Below are 14,973 nucleotides of genomic sequence, written 5' to 3'. Positions count from 1 at the left end.
CGGGCGACGTGAACGCCAGGTGAACCTCGAAGATCGGATTGGGGTGCTACGGCTTGCGGTAGACCCAGCCGACCGCCGCGGCCACGACGCAGGGCACCGCGAGCCAGCCGTTCGCCTCACTGAGCGGGTAGAGCGCCAACACCCAGCCGGAGGTGACCTGGACGGCGCCCGAGCAGCGCAGCTCCGACGTGTCGGACGTGCCTGCGACCGCTGAGCCGTGGGCGAACAGAGCCGTGTTGGTGCTCTTGCGCAAGCTCACCGAGTCGGACTGACCGTTCGGCCGGGCGATCACGCACGAGGTGTCGCCCGAGCCGCTCGGGTTGAGGTAGACGGTCTCGTCGCCGAAGCGATACGTCGAGTCGGCGTCGACCCGGGTGCCGCCGAGCGCCGACCACACGCTGGCCAGCAGGATGCCCGCGAGCAGCACCCCGCCGACGCCCGCCAGGGCCAGCGCCCAGTACCGCGGGCGCGGCCTGGCGCTGTTCCGACGCGCGGGCTCGGTCATGATCCTGACCCTCTCCTCGGGCGGGCGTTAGCAGCCCGCTGACGACGACCGCGAGCGTCCAGTTACCGCTGCCTCGTCACGCCGACAGCAGTTGGGCGCAGCGGATCAACCCAAGGTGGGAGTACGCCTGCGGGTGGTTGCCCAGCGACCGCTCGGCCACCGGGTCGTACTCCTCCGGCAGCAGACCGGTCGGCCCCGCCGCGTCGACGATCTGGGCGAACAGGTCCTCCGCCTCCGGGCGCCGCCCGGTGAGCAGGTACGCCTCGATCATCCACGCCGCGCAGATGTGGAAGCCGCCCTCGTCGCCGGGGAGGCCGTCGTCGCGGTGGTAGCGGTAGACGGTGGAGCCGCTGCGCAACTCCGCCTCGGTGGCCGTCACGGTGGACTGGAACCGCTCGTCGGTCGGGTCGATCAGGCCGACCATGCCGATGAGCAGGGTGGCCGCGTCGAGGTCGGTGCCGTCGTAGGCGGTGGTGAACGACTTGATCTCGTCGTTCCAGCCGTTGGTGAGCACGTCGTCGGCGATCTCCGCGCGCAGCGGCGCCCAGCCCGGCTCGGCCTCGCGGCCGTGCGTCTCGGCGAGGGTGATCGCGCGGTCGATCGTCAGCCAGCACATGACCTTGGAGTACACGTGGTGGCGCGGCCGGTGCCGTTCCTCCCAGATGCCGTGGTCGGGCTCGTGCCAGCGCCGGGTGACCGCCTCGGACATCGCGCACACCATGCGCCAGTCGTCGTCGGTGAGCTTGCCGCGCGCCTCGGACAGCGCGGCCACCAGGTCGACCACCGGGCCGAACACGTCGAGCTGCACTTGCTGGTTGGCCAGGTTGCCCACGCGCACCGGGCGTGAACCCGCGTAGCCGGGCAGCGTGTCGATGACCGCCTCCGGGCCGAGCGTGGTGCCCGCGATCGTGTACAGCGGGTGCAGCCGCTCGGGGCCGGGCAGCGTGGCCAGTACTCCGTGCACCCAGCCGAGGAACGCCTCCGCCTCGCCGGTGGAACCCAGTGACACCAACGCTTTCGCCGTCATCGACGCGTCGCGCAGCCAGCAGTAGCGGTAGTCCCAGTTGCGGATTCCGCCGATCTCCTCCGGCAGCGACGTGGTGGCGGCGGCCATGATCGCGCCGGTCTCGCTGTGACACAGCCCGCGCAGCGTCAGCGCCGATCGCGCCACCAGTTCCTTCTCCACCGGCGGCAGCACCAGGGTGTCCAGCCAGGTCGACCAGTAGCCGCCCGCCCGCGCCTTGCGGTCCACTTCGGACACCGCGTGCGGGCCGAGTTCGTTGGTGCCGCAGCGAAGTTCGAACACCGCCGGCTGCTCCGTGGACACCTGCACCACCGCCCGCGCGGAGTCGTGCATGCCGTCGGAGCTGATCTCCCAGGTGACCCCGGGGGCCCGCAGCGCGATCGGGTCCGACGTGCCCAGCACCCGCAGCCCGTCCGGTGCCGCCGCCAGCCGCACCTGCACCTGGCCGAACTCCGGGCGCGGGGAGAACTCGACCACCGCGGTCGAGTTGCCCGACAGCACCCGCACCAGGTCGGTGCGGTGCGGGTCGGTCTCGTGGTCGAGGTAGTCGGTGACGAGCAGGCCCGACCAGCGGGTCTCCACGGTCATCGTGCCCGGCAGGTAGCGCTGGCCCAGCGGCAGGCCGCCGCGCTCCGGTGCCACCGAGAAGTGCCCCGCGGTCGGCCCGCCGAGCAGGTCGGCGAACACCGCGGCCGAGTCGGGCTCCGGGTGACACAGCCAGGTCAGCCGCGCGTCCGGGGTGACCAGCGCGACCGACCGCTCGTTGGCCAGCATCGACAGCCGCTCGATCGGCGGCGCCTGGTCGCCGTAGAGCCAGTTGCGGCGCTCCTCCAGGACGAACGCCAGCATGGTCGCCACCGACCCCGGGTCCGGGATGCGGTAGGCCGCGAGGCTCTCGCCGTCGCCGACCTTGACCCCCAGGTCCGGGCCGGACAGCCGGGCGAACGCCTTCTCGTCGGTGACGTCGTCGCCGACGAACACCGCCGCCGTGGCGCCGACCTGGTGGCGCAGCACGTCGAGCGCGTGGCCCTTGTCGGTCTGCACGACGGCCAACTCCACCACGGCCTTGCCCTCGGTGACCTGCACCCCGGCCCAGGTGCACGGCCCGGAGCGCACCAGGTCCACCACGCGTGCGGCGACGTCGGGCTCGGCCCGGCGCACGTGCACCGCGATGCTCGCGGGCTTGACCTCCAACTGCACGCCGGGCGAGCCGTCGGTCAGCTCCTCCAGCTCGCGCTCGATCCGGCGGTGCAACTCGCGCGCGTCGGCGTCGAGCGCGTGCACGAAGCCGACGTCGAACTCCGAGCCATGGCTGCCGACCAGGTGCACCTCCGACGGCAGCCGCGACAGCGTGGCCAGGTCGCGCAGCGCCCGCCCGGAGATCACCGCGGTCGTCGTCTCGTGCAGACCGGCCAGCGAGCGCAGCGCGCCGACCGACTCGGTGCGTGGCCGGGCCTGTTCGGGGTCCTCGACGATCGGCGCGAGCGTCCCGTCGTAGTCGCAGGCGACCAGCAGTCGCGGGGTGCGGGCGATCTGCACGATGGCGCGGCGCAGGTCGGCGGGGAGGGCCTCGGCGGTCAACGCCTTCTCCTAGGGACTCTGACGGAGTGGGGCTAGTGGGCGTGCTCGGGGTCCAGGGCGTCGAGAAACGAGCGTGCCCACCGGTCGACGTCGTGGGTCAGCACTTGTCGTCGCAGCGCGCGCATCCTACGGCGGCCCTCTGCTGGATCGATCGTGAGGGCGGCATGCATGGCGTTCTTGACGCCGTCGAGGTCGTGCGGATTGACCAGGAAGGCGCTGGTGAGTTCCGCCGCGGCGCCCGCGAACTCGGACAGCACCAGGGTGCCGCCGAGGTCGTGACGGCACGCGACGTACTCCTTGCAGACGAGGTTCATGCCGTCACGGACCGGGGTCACCAGCATCACGTCGGCCGCGGAGAAGAACGCGGTCAGCTCCGCCCGGTCGACCGACTGGTGCAGGTAATGCACGACCGGGCGGCCCACCCTGGCGAACTCGCCGTTGATCCGGCTGACCACCTGCTCGATGTCGCCGCGCATCCGCTGGTAGTGCTCCACCCGCTCCCGGCTCGGCGTCGCGAGCTGCACCATCGCCACCTCGGCCGGGTCGATGCGCCCCTCGGCCAGCAGCTCCTGCAGCGCGTAGAGACGCAGGTCGATGCCCTTGGTGTAGTCGAGTCGGTCGACACCGAGGATGATCTTCTTCGGGTCGCCGAGGTCGGCGCGGATCTGCTGGGTGCGCGCGACGGTCTCGCGCTTGCGGGCCAGCGCGTCCAGGCCCGCGGAGTCGATGGAGATCGGGAACGCGCCCACCCGCACCGCGCGGTCGCCGACCTGGATGACGCCCGGGCGCGTGCGCACGCCGACCGCGCCGCGGGTCGGCTCCAGCCCGAGCAGGCGGCGGGCCAGCCACAGGAAGTTCTGCGCGCCGCCCGGGCGGTGGAAGCCCACCAGGTCGGCGCCGAGCAGGCCCTTGACGATCTCCGCGCGCCACGGCAACTGCATGAACAGCTCGGTCGGCGGGAACGGGATGTGCAGGAAGAAGCCGATCCGCAGGTCCGGGCGCTGCTCGCGCAGCAGGGCCGGGGTGAGCTGGAGCTGGTAGTCCTGGATCCACACGGTCGCCCCGGGCGCGGCGACCTTGGCGCACGCGTCGGCGAAGCGGTGGTTGACCTTGACGTAGCTGTCCCACCAGCCGCGGTCGAACTGCGGCGGGGCCACGACGTCGTGGTAAAGCGGCCACAGGGTGGCGTTGGAGAAGCCCTCGTAGTAGTCGCGGACCTCGTCGGCGGAGAGCGAGACCGGGTGCAGTCGCAGGCCGTCGTCGGCGAACTCGTCCACCTCGACGTCGGGTACGCCGGGCCACCCGACCCAGGCACCGCTGTGGCTGCGCAGGAACGGGGCCAGCGCGCTGACCAGGCCACCCGGGCTGTGCTTCCAGCGCTGGCTGCCGTCGGCAAGCCGTTCGAGGTCGACGGGCAGCCGGTTCGCCGCGACGATGAAGTCCGCGCCGTGCTTGTTTTCGCTGCTCACGCCCCAAAGGCTAGCCACTTCGAGGCGCCCCCGCGTCCTGCGACCGGGGACTTCCGGGGTGGCGACTCTCACGCCCGTCGGGGGTTTACTCCAGCCTGCCCAGGCCCGTGCGCACCGGCTGCGCCAAGTACTCGCCGAAGACCGGCCCTGTCCACAACCGGGTGGCGCGGCCGCTTAGGATCGTCTTGGCGCCCTTGGGCGCCGCGCCGGTGTAGCTCAATTGGCAGAGCACTCGCCTTGTAAGCGAAAGGTCGCGGGTTCGAGTCCCGCCACCGGCTCCCACTCTGACCTGCGATAATGGCATCAGACACGGCGGCTCAAGATCAGTGGTGACGTGGGACGGGTGCGCCAATGTTCGCTCACGCACACTAATTGGTGCCCGAGTACACGGCCGATCGGAGCGGGGAGGGAGCCATGATGGATCGGTTCTTGGACCCGGTGATGACGCCCAAAGAAGTCGCACGCCACCTGGTCATCCCCGAGTCGACCGTTTACTACTGGCTGGCCGAGGAAGCCGCGGGTGAGCCACTGGTGCACAAGGTCGAGCCCGAGAAGCGGGGCTGGCCATCGGTGCCCTTCGCGGCCGTGGTCGAGGCGTACGTCCTGCGGACGGGAGAAGGCGCTCGATCGCGAGGTAAATATTAGGTTAGCCTAACCAAAATAGACTATGTCGGTCTTTGGGAGGGCGCATGCGGGTTGTCATGTTCGGCTTTCAGACCTGGGGGCACCGCACCCTGCAGGCGCTGCTGGACTCCGAACACGAGGTGGTCATGGTCGTCACCCATCCACCCGGTGGCGGTGTCTATGAGCAGGTCTGGAGTGACTCGGTGGCCGACCTCGCCGCTGGGTACCGGGTGCCGGTGCTCATTCGGGAGCGGCCGGACGACGAGGAGTTGGTGGCCGCGCTCAAGGAGGCCGACCCGGACGTCATCGTGGCGACGAACTGGCGCACCTGGATTCCGCCGCGCATCTTCACCCTGCCCCGCCACGGCACGCTCAACGTGCACGACTCGCTCCTGCCTGCCTACGCGGGGTTCTCGCCGCTGATCTGGGCGCTGATCAACGGCGAGTCCGAGGTTGGTGTCACCGCGCACCTGATGGACGAGACGCTGGATGCGGGGGACATCGTGGTGCAGCGGGCGGTCCCGGTCGGGCCTCGGGACACGACGGCGGATCTGTTCGCGAAGACGCTGGCATTGTTCGGGCCGATCACCGTCGACGGGCTCGCTGCGATCGCTTCGGGGCGGACGGACTTCGTCAAGCAGGACCGGAGCAAGGCCAGTTTCTTTCACAAGCGTGCTGAAACCGACCTGCGGATCGACTGGACGTGGTCGGCCGAGGAGTTGGATCGGTTGGTGCGGGCTCAATGCGCACCGTATCCGAGTGCGTTCACGCTCCACAAAGGACGGCGGCTGGCGGTGGTGGAGGCGCGGGTGTCGCAAGCCCGGTACGGCGGCACCCCCGGGCGCATCTTCTACCGTGAGGGCGACGGGGTGTCGATCGTGGCGGGCGCCGACGCGCGGCGGGGGCGCAATCGGGCGTTGCTGATCACCAAGGTGCGCACCGAAGACGGAGTCGAACTGTCGGCGGGTGACTACTTCACCCAGATGGGCGGGTACCTGACCTCTTGAGAGGTAAGGCTTGCCTAAATTAGCATTCCAGCAGGTCCAGCGAGAGGAACGAGATGACGAACCCGTTCGAGGACGCCGACGGCACCTTTGTGGTGCTGGTCAACGCCGAGAATCAGCATTCCCTGTGGCCCGCGTTCGCGGAGGTCCCCGCGGGCTGGACGGTCGCGCACGACAGCGACACCCGCGAGGGGTGTCTCGCCTACGTCGAGGAGCACTGGACGGATCTGCGGCCCGCGAGTCTCATCCGGGAGATGGACCACTCCCCATCGACAAATAATTAGGTTAGGCTTGCCTAAATAGCGGCCGACGAAGGGACCCGCGCGGTGACCAGCGAGGTGTTCGACCTGGTCGGGATCGGGTTCGGTCCGTCCAACCTGGCCCTGGCGATCGCAGTGGACGAGCACAACCGGCGGCGCCCCGACGCCGGCTTGCGCGCGGTGTTCCTGGAGAAGCAGGCGGCCTTCGGGTGGCACCGGGGGATGCTGATCGACGACGCCACCATGCAGGTGTCCTTCCTCAAGGACCTGGTCACCATGCGCGACCCGGCCAGCGACTTCAGCTTCCTGTGCTACCTGCGCGACCGCGACCGGCTGGCCGACTTCATCAACCACAAGACGATGTTCCCGCTGCGGACCGAGTTCCACGACTACTTCGAGTGGGCGGCCGCGCGGGTGGTTGACCAGGTCCGCTACGGCACGGAGGTCGTCTCGGTGCGGCCGGTCGAGGTCGACGGCGAGGTGGCGTGGTTCGACGTGCTGGCCAAGGACGGCGACGACGCGATCGTGACCTGTCGGGCGCGCAACATCGTGGTGGCCACGGGACTCCGCCCGCGCCTGCCCCCGGACGCGGTGCCGTCGGACCGGGTGTGGCACAACATCGAGTTGATGCACCGGATCGGCGACCTCGCCGCGGCGGACCCGCGCCGGGTACTGGTCGTCGGCGCCGGGCAGAGCGGTGCCGAGACCGTGGCCGAGTTACACACCGCGCTGCCCCAGGCGCGGGTGAGCGCGGTCTTCGCGCGCTACGGCTACGCGCCCGCCGACGACAGCCCGTTCGCCAACCGGATCTTCGATCCGCTGGCGGTCGACCACTTCTACACCGCGTCCGCCGACGTCAAGCGGATGCTGCTCGACTACCACCGCAACACCAACTACTCCGTGGTGGACATCGACCTCATCGAGGACCTGTACCGCCGCGAGTACCGCGAGCGGGTCACCGGGCGCAGGCGCCTGGACATCCGCAACGCCTCCCGGGTCACCTACACCCGCGAGACCGACGACGCCGTGTACGTGACCGTGGAGTTCCTGCCGACGGGGGAGACCGAGACGCTGGAGTGCGACGCGGTGGTCTACGCCACCGGGTTCCACTCGGCGGACGTGTTCGAGTTGCTCGGCCGGGCGGCGGCGGTGTGCGAGCGCGAGCCGGACGGGCGGCCGGCGCTCGCCCGCGACTACCGGCTGCGCACCGCACCGCGGGTGCGGGCGGGGATCTACCTGCAGGGCGGCCCCGAGCACGCGCACGGGATCACCGCGACGCTGCTGTCGAACACCGCCGTCCGGGTCGGTGAGATCCTGGAATCGTTGCTGCGCAAGGAGTCCGAGCGAGAAGAGCGCACGGCCGCGTACGCCGCGCTCCGGTCGTGACCCCCGACACCCGCCGGACTGTCGGTCCGCACACGTACCTTGGCGACATGGCAACCCTCGTGACCTTCCACGCCCACCCCGACGACGAGTGCATCAACACCGGCGGCGTCATGCGCAAAGCCGCCGACGAGGGGCACCGGGTGGTGCTGGTCGTCGCGACGCGCGGTGAGCACGGCGAGGTGTCCGACGGATTCCTCGACGACGGCGAGGAGCTGTGGCGCCGCCGGGTCGCCGAGACGCACGCGGCCGCCGAGATCCTGGGGGTCTCGCGCGTCGAGTTCCTCGGCTACACCGACTCCGGGATGATGGGCGAGCCGACCAACGACGTGCCCGGTTCGTTCTGGTCCGCCCCGGTCGAGGAGGCCGCCGAGCGGCTGGCCGCGATCCTCGCCGAGGAATCCGCCGACATCCTCACCGTCTACGACGACTTCGGCGGATACGGCCACCCCGACCACATCCAAGTCCACCGCGTGGGCAACCGGGCCGCCGAGTTGGCGGGTACGCCGCGGGTCTACCAGGCCACCGTCAACTCCGATCACCTCCGCGAGGGCATGGCCGCGCTGCGGGAGCAGGGCGCCGACTTCGGCCCGCCGGAGGACATGAAGATCGGCAAGCCCGCCGCGCTGATCACCGCCCAGGTGGACGTCTCGGCGTACCTCAAGCACAAGCGGGCGGCCATGCGCGCCCATGCCAGCCAGATCAGCGAGGACTCGTTCTTCCTGGCCATGCCCGACGAGGCGTTCGCGTTCGCCTTCGGCACCGAGTGGTTCATCCGCGACGGCGAGGGCCCGGGCATCACCGAGACCGACCTGCTGGCGGGCCGCTGATCGGATGAACGTGCGTGACCTGCGCATACGCCGCTCGTTGTGGTACACCAGAGATCCCCGGCGGCGTGGAGGCAGGCATGGACGACGAGCGGCGCGGCCTGCCTGCGGCGAACGGGCACGATCCGGGCGCCGATCTGGTCGATCGCGCCGGTCGCGCCCTGGGTCGGCTCTACCGCGGCGGCTGGCAGGTGGCCCGCAGGCTGCCCGGCGGCGAGCTGGCCGAGCGGCAGGTGCACAAGGTCGAGCAGGCCATCGTCAGCGAGGTCCGCAAGCACCTCGACGACGAGCCCGAGCTTCCCCAGCCGCGCGCCCTGGTGCGGGTCGAGCCCGCCCGTGAGCCGCTGCGCGCGGCGATGGCCGAGCTGCTCGAACGGTCGGTGACCGACAGCAAGGACACCGCCCGCGACCACTACTTCGCCACCGTGGTCCGCCAACTCCTGCCCGACGAGGCGCGGATCGTCTCGGCGCTGTCCGACGGCACGGTCTACCCGCTCGCGCACCTGGCCGCCCGCACCGCGCTCGGCGGCACGCAGCGGCTGGTGCTGGAGAACGCGTCCACAGTCGGGCGGGTGGCCGGGGTCGTGCAGCCCGGCCTGGTGCCGCTCTACGTCAGTAGGCTGCTGCGGTTCGGCCTGGCCGAGGTCGGCGACGAGGACCCTGCCCTGGGCGTGCAGTACGAGATGCTGTTCACCGACGACCGGGTGCGCGCCGCCGAGGCGCGGATCCGCGGCGCGGGCAGGCGCGGTCCGCGAGTGGTCAAGCTCACGCTGCGCATCTCGGAGCTGGGCAGCCAGTTCTGGGCCGCCTGCGATCCGAGTGCCCGCAACGTGTCGCCCGGGGAGCGTCGATGAGCGCCTTCTTCGCCGACTTCCAGACCAACTGGCTGGTCTACCTGTCGATGCCGCTGATCGCCGCGCTGATCGGCTACGGCACCAAGCTCGTCGCCATCCGGATGATGTTCCAGCCGCTGGAGTTCGTCGGCCGCAAGCCGTTCGGCTGGCAGGGCATCGTGCCCCGGCGCGCGGCCAGGATGGCGAGCATCGCCTGCGACACGATGACCGACCGGCTGATCTCCGCGGGCGAGGTGCTGAGCAGGCTCGACGCCGAGCGGGTGGTCAAGGAGATCGAGAAGCCGCTGCTCGACGGGGCCGAGGAGATCGCCCGCGAGATCGCGATGGAGTACCAGCCGGGGCTGTGGGAGTCGCTGCCCGAAGCCGTGCGCCGGGGGATCATCCACCGCGTGCAGGCCGAGGCACCCGGCGTGGTGCGCTCGCTGCTCGACATGATCAAGGACGACGTCGACAACGTCTTCGACCTCAAGGACATGGTCGTCACCAACCTGGTCAAGGACAAGGCGCTGCTCAACCGGATCTTCCAGCAGGCCGGGCGCAAGGAGTTCCAGTTCATCGCGCACTCCGGCATCTACTTCGGCTTCGCCATCGGGCTGATCCAGATGTTCGCCTGGGCGGCGACGAAGAACCCGTGGGTGATGCCGATCTTCGGTGGCCTCACCGGCTGGTTCACCGACTGGCTCGCGCTGAAGATGATCTTCAACCCGAAGCAGCCCAAGCGCTACCTCGGCGTGTTCGAGTGGCAGGGCCTGTTCCTCAAGCGGCGCAAGGAGGTCGCCGCCGACTACGGCGCGCTGATCGCCCAGGAGATCATCACCCCGCGCAACGTCATCGAGGCCGTGCTGCGCGGCCCGCTGTCCGACCGGCTGTTCGCCCTGATCCAGCGCCAGGTGCAGGACGTGCTCGACCGGCAGGCCGGGTTCGCCCGGCCGCTGGTGGTGCTGGCCGTGGGCAGCGGCCGGTATCAAGCCGTGAAGCAGCGCGTCGCGGAGAAGGTGATCGAGCGGCTGCCCGAGGCGATGACCTACATCGAGGACTACGCCGAGGACGCGATGGACATCCGCAACACCCTCGTGCAGAAGATGCAGGAGTTGACCGAGGAGGAGTTCGAGGCGCTGATCCGGCCCGCGTTCGAGCAGGACGAGTGGATCCTGATCACGGTGGGCGCGGTACTCGGCTTCGCGGTCGGCGAACTGCAGGTCATCCTGGTGGAGAACCTCGCGCACTGACCCGCGGGGGAAAGTTCGCTGCGCTAACCAGGTGACCCGACTGTGATCACCCGCACGCTGCCTGTTAAATTGGTGCGGTCCGGCACTTCGGTGTCGGACCGCTCCGCTGAGATGTTGACCAAGAGCACGCCGGGGTTCCCACTCGGGGTGGACCCGGGGCGCTGTCGGTCAACTCGACGGAGTTTCGGGCCCGCGGCCCCCGAATCGGGTTCGGGCGACGCGGGGCCGACCCGTGTGTCCGGTTGGTCCATCCGGCTGACACAGCCGACTTCCGTGCCGTACCCCGCGGGCTTCCCCTAGGTTGACTCCCAGCGCACGACCGGCCCGCTCGTGGGGAAGGGCCGGGGACTCGGGGGTGGTACCGAATGGCGCAGGATGCTGCCGCGCGTCCAGACGAGCCGCGTTTCTGCGTGCTCGGACCGGTCGGCGCGCTGGTGGGCGAGCAGCCGCTGGCACTCGGCGGTCCGGGACTGCGCGGCCTGCTGGCGATGCTGCTGCTCGAACCGAACCAGGTGGTGCCGGTCGAGCGGATCGTGGACGTGCTGTGGGCGCACGAACCGCCCGTCACCGCGCGGACCATCGTGCAGGGCTACGTCTCGCGGCTGCGCAAATGGCTGTCCAGTGTGGACACCTCGGCGGCGACCTGGATCGAGACCACCGGCGCGGGCTACCAGCTCGTGATCGACGAGGACCGCATCGACGTCGCCGTCGCGCGCAAGCTGCTGGCGCGGGCGCGCGGGCAGAGCGCCGAGGTGCGCGCCGACCTGCTGGCCCGCGCGCAGAGCCTGTGGAGGGGCCCCGAACTGGCCGACATCGGCGGCCGGGTGCGCGCCCCCGAGTTGGCCGAGCTGCGGCTGACGGTGATCGAGGCGCGCATCGACGCCGACCTAGAACTGGGCAGGCACGACGACGTGATCGGCGAGCTGGCCGCGCTGGTCGACACCCACCCGTTCCGGGAGCACCTGGTCAGCCAGCTCGTGCTCGCGCTGTACCGGTGCGGCAGGCGGGCGGCCGCTTTGGAGATATACCAACGGTTCGCGCGGCGCGCCGCGGGGGAACTCGGCCTCGACCCCGGCGCCGGACTGCGCGAGCTGCACAGCCGCGTGCTGCGCGACGACACCACCCTGCTGCGGCCCCGGCCCGAGTCGGTGATCACGCCCCGGATCGGCGTGCTGACCCCGGCGCAGCTTCCGGCGGCGCCGTCCGGGTTCGCCGGGCGCGAGGGGGAGCTGCGCTGGCTGGACCGGCTGCGCGCGGACGCCGACGGCACCGCCCCGGCCATCGGCGTCCTGGCAGGCCCCGCCGGGATCGGCAAGAGCGCGCTCGCGCTGCTGTGGGGGGCGCGGTCGGCGGCCGCGTACCCCGACGGCCAGCTCTACGCGTCGCTGCGCGGGTTCGATCCGCGGCACGCGCCGCTCGATCCGGCCGAGGTGCTGGCCCGGTTCCTGCTGGCGCTGGGCGTCGCCGCGGAACACGTGCCGTTGGACCTGGCCGACCGTGCGGTGCTCTACCGGTCGCTGCTCGCCGACCGGCGGGTCCTCGTGCTCCTCGACGACGCGCGCGACTCCGGGCAGGTGCGGGCGCTGCTGCCCGGCGGCGGCAGCTCGCTGGTACTGGCCACCAGCAGGCGCAGGCTCGACGGACTGGTCGCCGACGGCGCCCGGCTGCTCGTGCTGGACACCCTGCCTGCCGACGCGGCCGAGAAGCTGATCGCGCACGTCGCCGGGCCCGCCGCGGCCGACGACGAGCTGCGCGCCCGGCTCGCGAAGCTGTGCGGCTACCTGCCGCTGGCCCTGCGCATCATCGGCGCGCGGCTGGCGGTCAGTCCACAGTGGTCGATCGGCGACCTGGTCGCCGAACTGGCCGACGAGCACACCCGGCTGAGCGCGCTGGACATCGAGCGGGCCGACACCAGCGTGCGGGCCGCGCTCGACCTCACCCACCGGCTGTTGGACCCGGCGTTGGCCGAAACCCTGCGGCTGCTGGGCGTCTTCCCCGGGCAGTGGGTGAGCCCGCACGCCGTCGCGGCACTCTGCGGTACCGATGTCGCCGAGGCGCGCGTCCGGTTGCGCGGGCTTGCCGAGTCGTTCCTGGTCGGCGAGACCGCGCGGGACGTCTTCGGCATGCACGACCTGGTTCGGCTGCACGCCAGGGAGTTGGGTGGCAGGCAACTCGACCCGCTGCGCGCCGTGCTGCGGCACTACCTGGTCGTCGCCGACCTCTGCCGCCGACACCTGCGCCTGGTCGCCGACGACCTCGACCCGGGGGCCGACTGGCCGCACGTGCCGCGTCCAGAGATCGACACCCGCGACGAGGCGCTGGCCTGGTTCGAGCGCGAGTGGACGAACCTGCTGGCGGTGGCTGCGGCGGGCGCCGAGGCGGGGTGTCACGCCGAGGTGTGGCGGCTGGCCAGGATGGCGGGCGAGTTCCGCCGGGTCCGCTCCCGCCGTGACGACTGGGCGTGGGTGCTCGCCCTCGGCCTGGACTCCGCCCGCGCCGACGGCGACCGGCGCGGCGAGTTCTGGTTGCGGTTGAGCCATTGTGTGCTGCTGACCCGGTTCGGCCAGGAACACGAGACCGTCGCCGACGCCGAGCGGGCCGTCGCCATCGCCACGGAACTGGGCGACCCGAAGCTGATGGCCATGGGGTTCAACACCTTCGCCAGCGCGCTCTACGGTCAGCGGCGCTACGCGGAGGCGCTGGTCGGCTACCGCAAGGCGCTGACGGAGTCCCGGCGCGCGGGATACCGGCTGGGCGAGGCCAACCTGCTCAACAACATCGCGCAGGTGCACCGCAATCTCGGCGACACCACCGCCGCGATCGACCCGCAGGCCGCCGCCGTGGAGATCTTCCGCGAAGTGGGCGACCTCGGGTTCGTGGGGCTGGCGCTGGCGAACCTCGCCGAGTTGGAGCACGAGCTGGCCTCGCTGGCGGACGCGGGCGCGCACGCGCGGGAGGCTGTCGCGCTGGCCGAGGCCAACGGGCTCGACCTGACCGAGGCGTTCGGGCGGGAGGTGCTGGCCCGGGTGCTGCGCGACAGCGGCGACATCGCGGGGGCACGGGTGGAGCTGACGCTGGCGCTGGAGCTGTACCAGTTGGTGCAGTCGCCCACGGCGGAGGCCGTGCGGGCCGCGCTCGCCTCGCTGCCGCCCAGCGCCGTTTAGTGAACGGTTAGCCGCCGCGCGGCGGTGGCCGGCAGTCTTCCGGTCGGCGCCGAAGGCATTGTCACTGGCAGGGTCGACGGCGCCCTCGGGCTGCACCACAACGCGTGGGGGTGTGCGGCCCGATGGACCGGCCGGCGCCCTGGGGGAGTGTGCCGGCCGGTCGTCTGTTCCGGGTCAGTCTGTTCCGGGTCAGACGCTGGCGTGATCGTCGCCGCGGTACGGCTGCAGTTCTGGGCGCTTGGGCTGGAGGCCGTCGCCCATCGACTCGCCGAGGATCTGCCTGCGTACCCAGGGAATCAGGTGCGTCGTGGTCCAGGCCAGATCGGCCTGGCGGGAGGCGAACCACGCCCGGGGCTGCTCGGGCGGTAGCGGCTCCCGCCAGTCCAGGGTGACCGGCACGCCGAGGATCTCGGCGGCGTGCAGGGCGATCCGGCGGTGGCCCTCGCTGGAGAAGTGCAGTCGGTCGTCGGACCAGGCGCGGCGGTCGTGCAGGATCGGCATCGACCACATGTCGACCAGCCGGGCCCCGTGCCGCTGGGCGATGGTCTGCAAGTGTCCATTGTAGATCGCGACCTTGCCGCGCACCCGCCGCAGCAGCGGCTGCACCTGCGGGTCGGGGCCGGTGAACATCAGCACTTCGGCGCCGCCCGCGCGCAGCTTCGCGACCGCGCTGTCCATCATCGCGGCCACGTCGTCGGCGTTGGTGCCCGGTGTGATCAGGTCGTTGCCGCCGCCGCAGATCGACACCAGGTCCGGCCCGGCGGCCACGGCGATCGGCACCTGCTCGTCCAGGATCTCCCGCAGCATCTTTCCGCGCAGCGCGAGATTGGCGTACTGGAACCCCGATCGCTGCTCGGCCATCACGGCGGCCAACCGATCCGCCCACCCGACATAGGCGCCGCCCGCGCCCTCGTCGCTCATCCCCTCGGTGAAACTGTCCCCGATCGCGATCCAGCCGTTCCACCCGTGCACAGCCGTCCTCCCCTCCGAACAAGTGCGGTCCCACCCCGACCGAACGCCCAGGATGCCGTGTCATTCCCCACTTACGC

The 14,973-nt window shown here is 71.1% G+C and carries 13 protein-coding genes and 1 tRNA gene; 9 read left to right on the top strand and 5 right to left on the bottom strand.

The window, feature by feature from the left end; genetic code table 11:
* Positions 1 to 46 precede the first annotated feature (46 nt).
* The 4 genes from ACT4N7_RS00825 to ACT4N7_RS00810 all read right to left on the bottom strand — a co-directional run bounded on the left by ACT4N7_RS00825 (position 47) and on the right by ACT4N7_RS00810 (position 4,799).
* On the bottom strand, positions 47 to 505 hold the full coding sequence (locus ACT4N7_RS00825; RefSeq protein ID WP_444826573.1) for a hypothetical protein: 459 nt from the start codon (positions 503 to 505) through the stop codon (positions 47 to 49).
* 76 nt (positions 506 to 581) lie between these two features.
* Complete coding sequence (otsB, locus tag ACT4N7_RS00820; protein ID WP_444826572.1) at positions 582 to 3,110, bottom strand: trehalose-phosphatase; 2,529 nt, start codon at positions 3,108 to 3,110, stop codon at positions 582 to 584.
* Positions 3,111 to 3,142: 32 nt separating this feature from the next.
* Complete coding sequence (locus ACT4N7_RS00815; RefSeq protein ID WP_444826571.1) at positions 3,143 to 4,579, bottom strand: alpha,alpha-trehalose-phosphate synthase (UDP-forming); 1,437 nt, start codon at positions 4,577 to 4,579, stop codon at positions 3,143 to 3,145.
* Positions 4,580 to 4,664: 85 nt separating this feature from the next.
* On the bottom strand, positions 4,665 to 4,799 hold the full coding sequence (locus tag ACT4N7_RS00810) for a hypothetical protein (protein WP_444826570.1): 135 nt from the start codon (positions 4,797 to 4,799) through the stop codon (positions 4,665 to 4,667).
* Here ACT4N7_RS00810 and ACT4N7_RS00805 point away from each other — a divergent pair.
* The 9 genes from ACT4N7_RS00805 to ACT4N7_RS00765 all read left to right on the top strand — a co-directional run bounded on the left by ACT4N7_RS00805 (position 4,785) and on the right by ACT4N7_RS00765 (position 13,924).
* Positions 4,785 to 4,857: transfer RNA gene (locus ACT4N7_RS00805), tRNA-Thr, on the top strand. The genes ACT4N7_RS00810 and ACT4N7_RS00805 overlap by 15 nt on opposite strands.
* A 139-nt stretch (positions 4,858 to 4,996) precedes the next feature.
* Positions 4,997 to 5,224 (top strand): hypothetical protein, encoded by a 228-nt coding sequence (locus ACT4N7_RS00800; RefSeq protein ID WP_444826569.1) that lies wholly within the window; start codon positions 4,997 to 4,999, stop codon positions 5,222 to 5,224.
* 44 nt (positions 5,225 to 5,268) lie between these two features.
* Positions 5,269 to 6,210, top strand: coding sequence for a methionyl-tRNA formyltransferase (locus tag ACT4N7_RS00795; protein ID WP_444826568.1), 942 nt, complete (start codon positions 5,269 to 5,271; stop codon positions 6,208 to 6,210).
* A 53-nt stretch (positions 6,211 to 6,263) separates the two neighbouring features.
* The gene (locus ACT4N7_RS00790) at positions 6,264 to 6,491 is read left to right on the top strand and encodes an MbtH family protein (RefSeq protein WP_444826567.1); all 228 of its coding nucleotides are present in this window, start codon (positions 6,264 to 6,266) and stop codon (positions 6,489 to 6,491) included.
* A gap of 42 nt (positions 6,492 to 6,533) precedes the next feature.
* Positions 6,534 to 7,853, top strand: a complete 1,320-nt coding sequence (locus ACT4N7_RS00785) for a lysine N(6)-hydroxylase/L-ornithine N(5)-oxygenase family protein (RefSeq protein ID WP_444826566.1) — start codon at positions 6,534 to 6,536, stop codon at positions 7,851 to 7,853.
* A 47-nt stretch (positions 7,854 to 7,900) separates the two neighbouring features.
* Complete coding sequence (locus tag ACT4N7_RS00780; protein ID WP_444826565.1) at positions 7,901 to 8,680, top strand: PIG-L family deacetylase; 780 nt, start codon at positions 7,901 to 7,903, stop codon at positions 8,678 to 8,680.
* 77 nt (positions 8,681 to 8,757) lie between these two features.
* Positions 8,758 to 9,531 (top strand): Abi-alpha family protein, encoded by a 774-nt coding sequence (locus ACT4N7_RS00775; RefSeq protein ID WP_444826564.1) that lies wholly within the window; start codon positions 8,758 to 8,760, stop codon positions 9,529 to 9,531.
* The gene (locus tag ACT4N7_RS00770) at positions 9,528 to 10,760 is read left to right on the top strand and encodes a DUF445 domain-containing protein (RefSeq protein WP_444826563.1); all 1,233 of its coding nucleotides are present in this window, start codon (positions 9,528 to 9,530) and stop codon (positions 10,758 to 10,760) included. The genes ACT4N7_RS00775 and ACT4N7_RS00770 overlap by 4 nt, the downstream gene beginning before the upstream one ends.
* A 365-nt stretch (positions 10,761 to 11,125) precedes the next feature.
* A complete protein-coding gene (locus ACT4N7_RS00765; protein ID WP_444826562.1) occupies positions 11,126 to 13,924 on the top strand; it encodes a BTAD domain-containing putative transcriptional regulator in 2,799 nt (932 codons plus the stop codon).
* Positions 13,925 to 14,113: 189 nt separating this feature from the next.
* Here ACT4N7_RS00765 and ACT4N7_RS00760 read toward each other — a convergent pair whose 3' ends face one another.
* Positions 14,114 to 14,896 carry an SGNH/GDSL hydrolase family protein gene (locus tag ACT4N7_RS00760; protein ID WP_444826561.1) on the bottom strand — a complete coding sequence of 261 codons (783 nt, stop codon included), beginning with the start codon at positions 14,894 to 14,896 and terminating at the stop codon, positions 14,114 to 14,116.
* Positions 14,897 to 14,973: the final 77 nt, after the last annotated feature.

Source organism: Actinokineospora sp. (genome assembly GCF_052390155.1).
Lineage (GTDB): Bacteria > Actinomycetota > Actinomycetes > Mycobacteriales > Pseudonocardiaceae > Actinokineospora.
This window is presented reverse-complemented; position numbering and strand designations above follow the sequence as displayed.

Bases quoted from the DNA above. Each gene is read 5' to 3' on its own strand.
- ACT4N7_RS00790 (WP_444826567.1), top strand. From the start codon at position 6,264: ATGACGAACCCGTTCGAGGACGCCGACGGCACCTTTGTGGTGCTGGTC.
- ACT4N7_RS00795 (WP_444826568.1), top strand. From the start codon at position 5,269: ATGCGGGTTGTCATGTTCGGCTTTCAGACCTGGGGGCACCGCACCCTG.
- ACT4N7_RS00825 (WP_444826573.1), bottom strand. From the start codon at position 505: ATGACCGAGCCCGCGCGTCGGAACAGCGCCAGGCCGCGCCCGCGGTAC.
- ACT4N7_RS00780 (WP_444826565.1), top strand. From the start codon at position 7,901: ATGGCAACCCTCGTGACCTTCCACGCCCACCCCGACGACGAGTGCATC.
- ACT4N7_RS00800 (WP_444826569.1), top strand. From the start codon at position 4,997: ATGGATCGGTTCTTGGACCCGGTGATGACGCCCAAAGAAGTCGCACGC.
- ACT4N7_RS00770 (WP_444826563.1), top strand. From the start codon at position 9,528: ATGAGCGCCTTCTTCGCCGACTTCCAGACCAACTGGCTGGTCTACCTG.
- ACT4N7_RS00765 (WP_444826562.1), top strand. From the start codon at position 11,126: ATGGCGCAGGATGCTGCCGCGCGTCCAGACGAGCCGCGTTTCTGCGTG.
- ACT4N7_RS00775 (WP_444826564.1), top strand. From the start codon at position 8,758: ATGGACGACGAGCGGCGCGGCCTGCCTGCGGCGAACGGGCACGATCCG.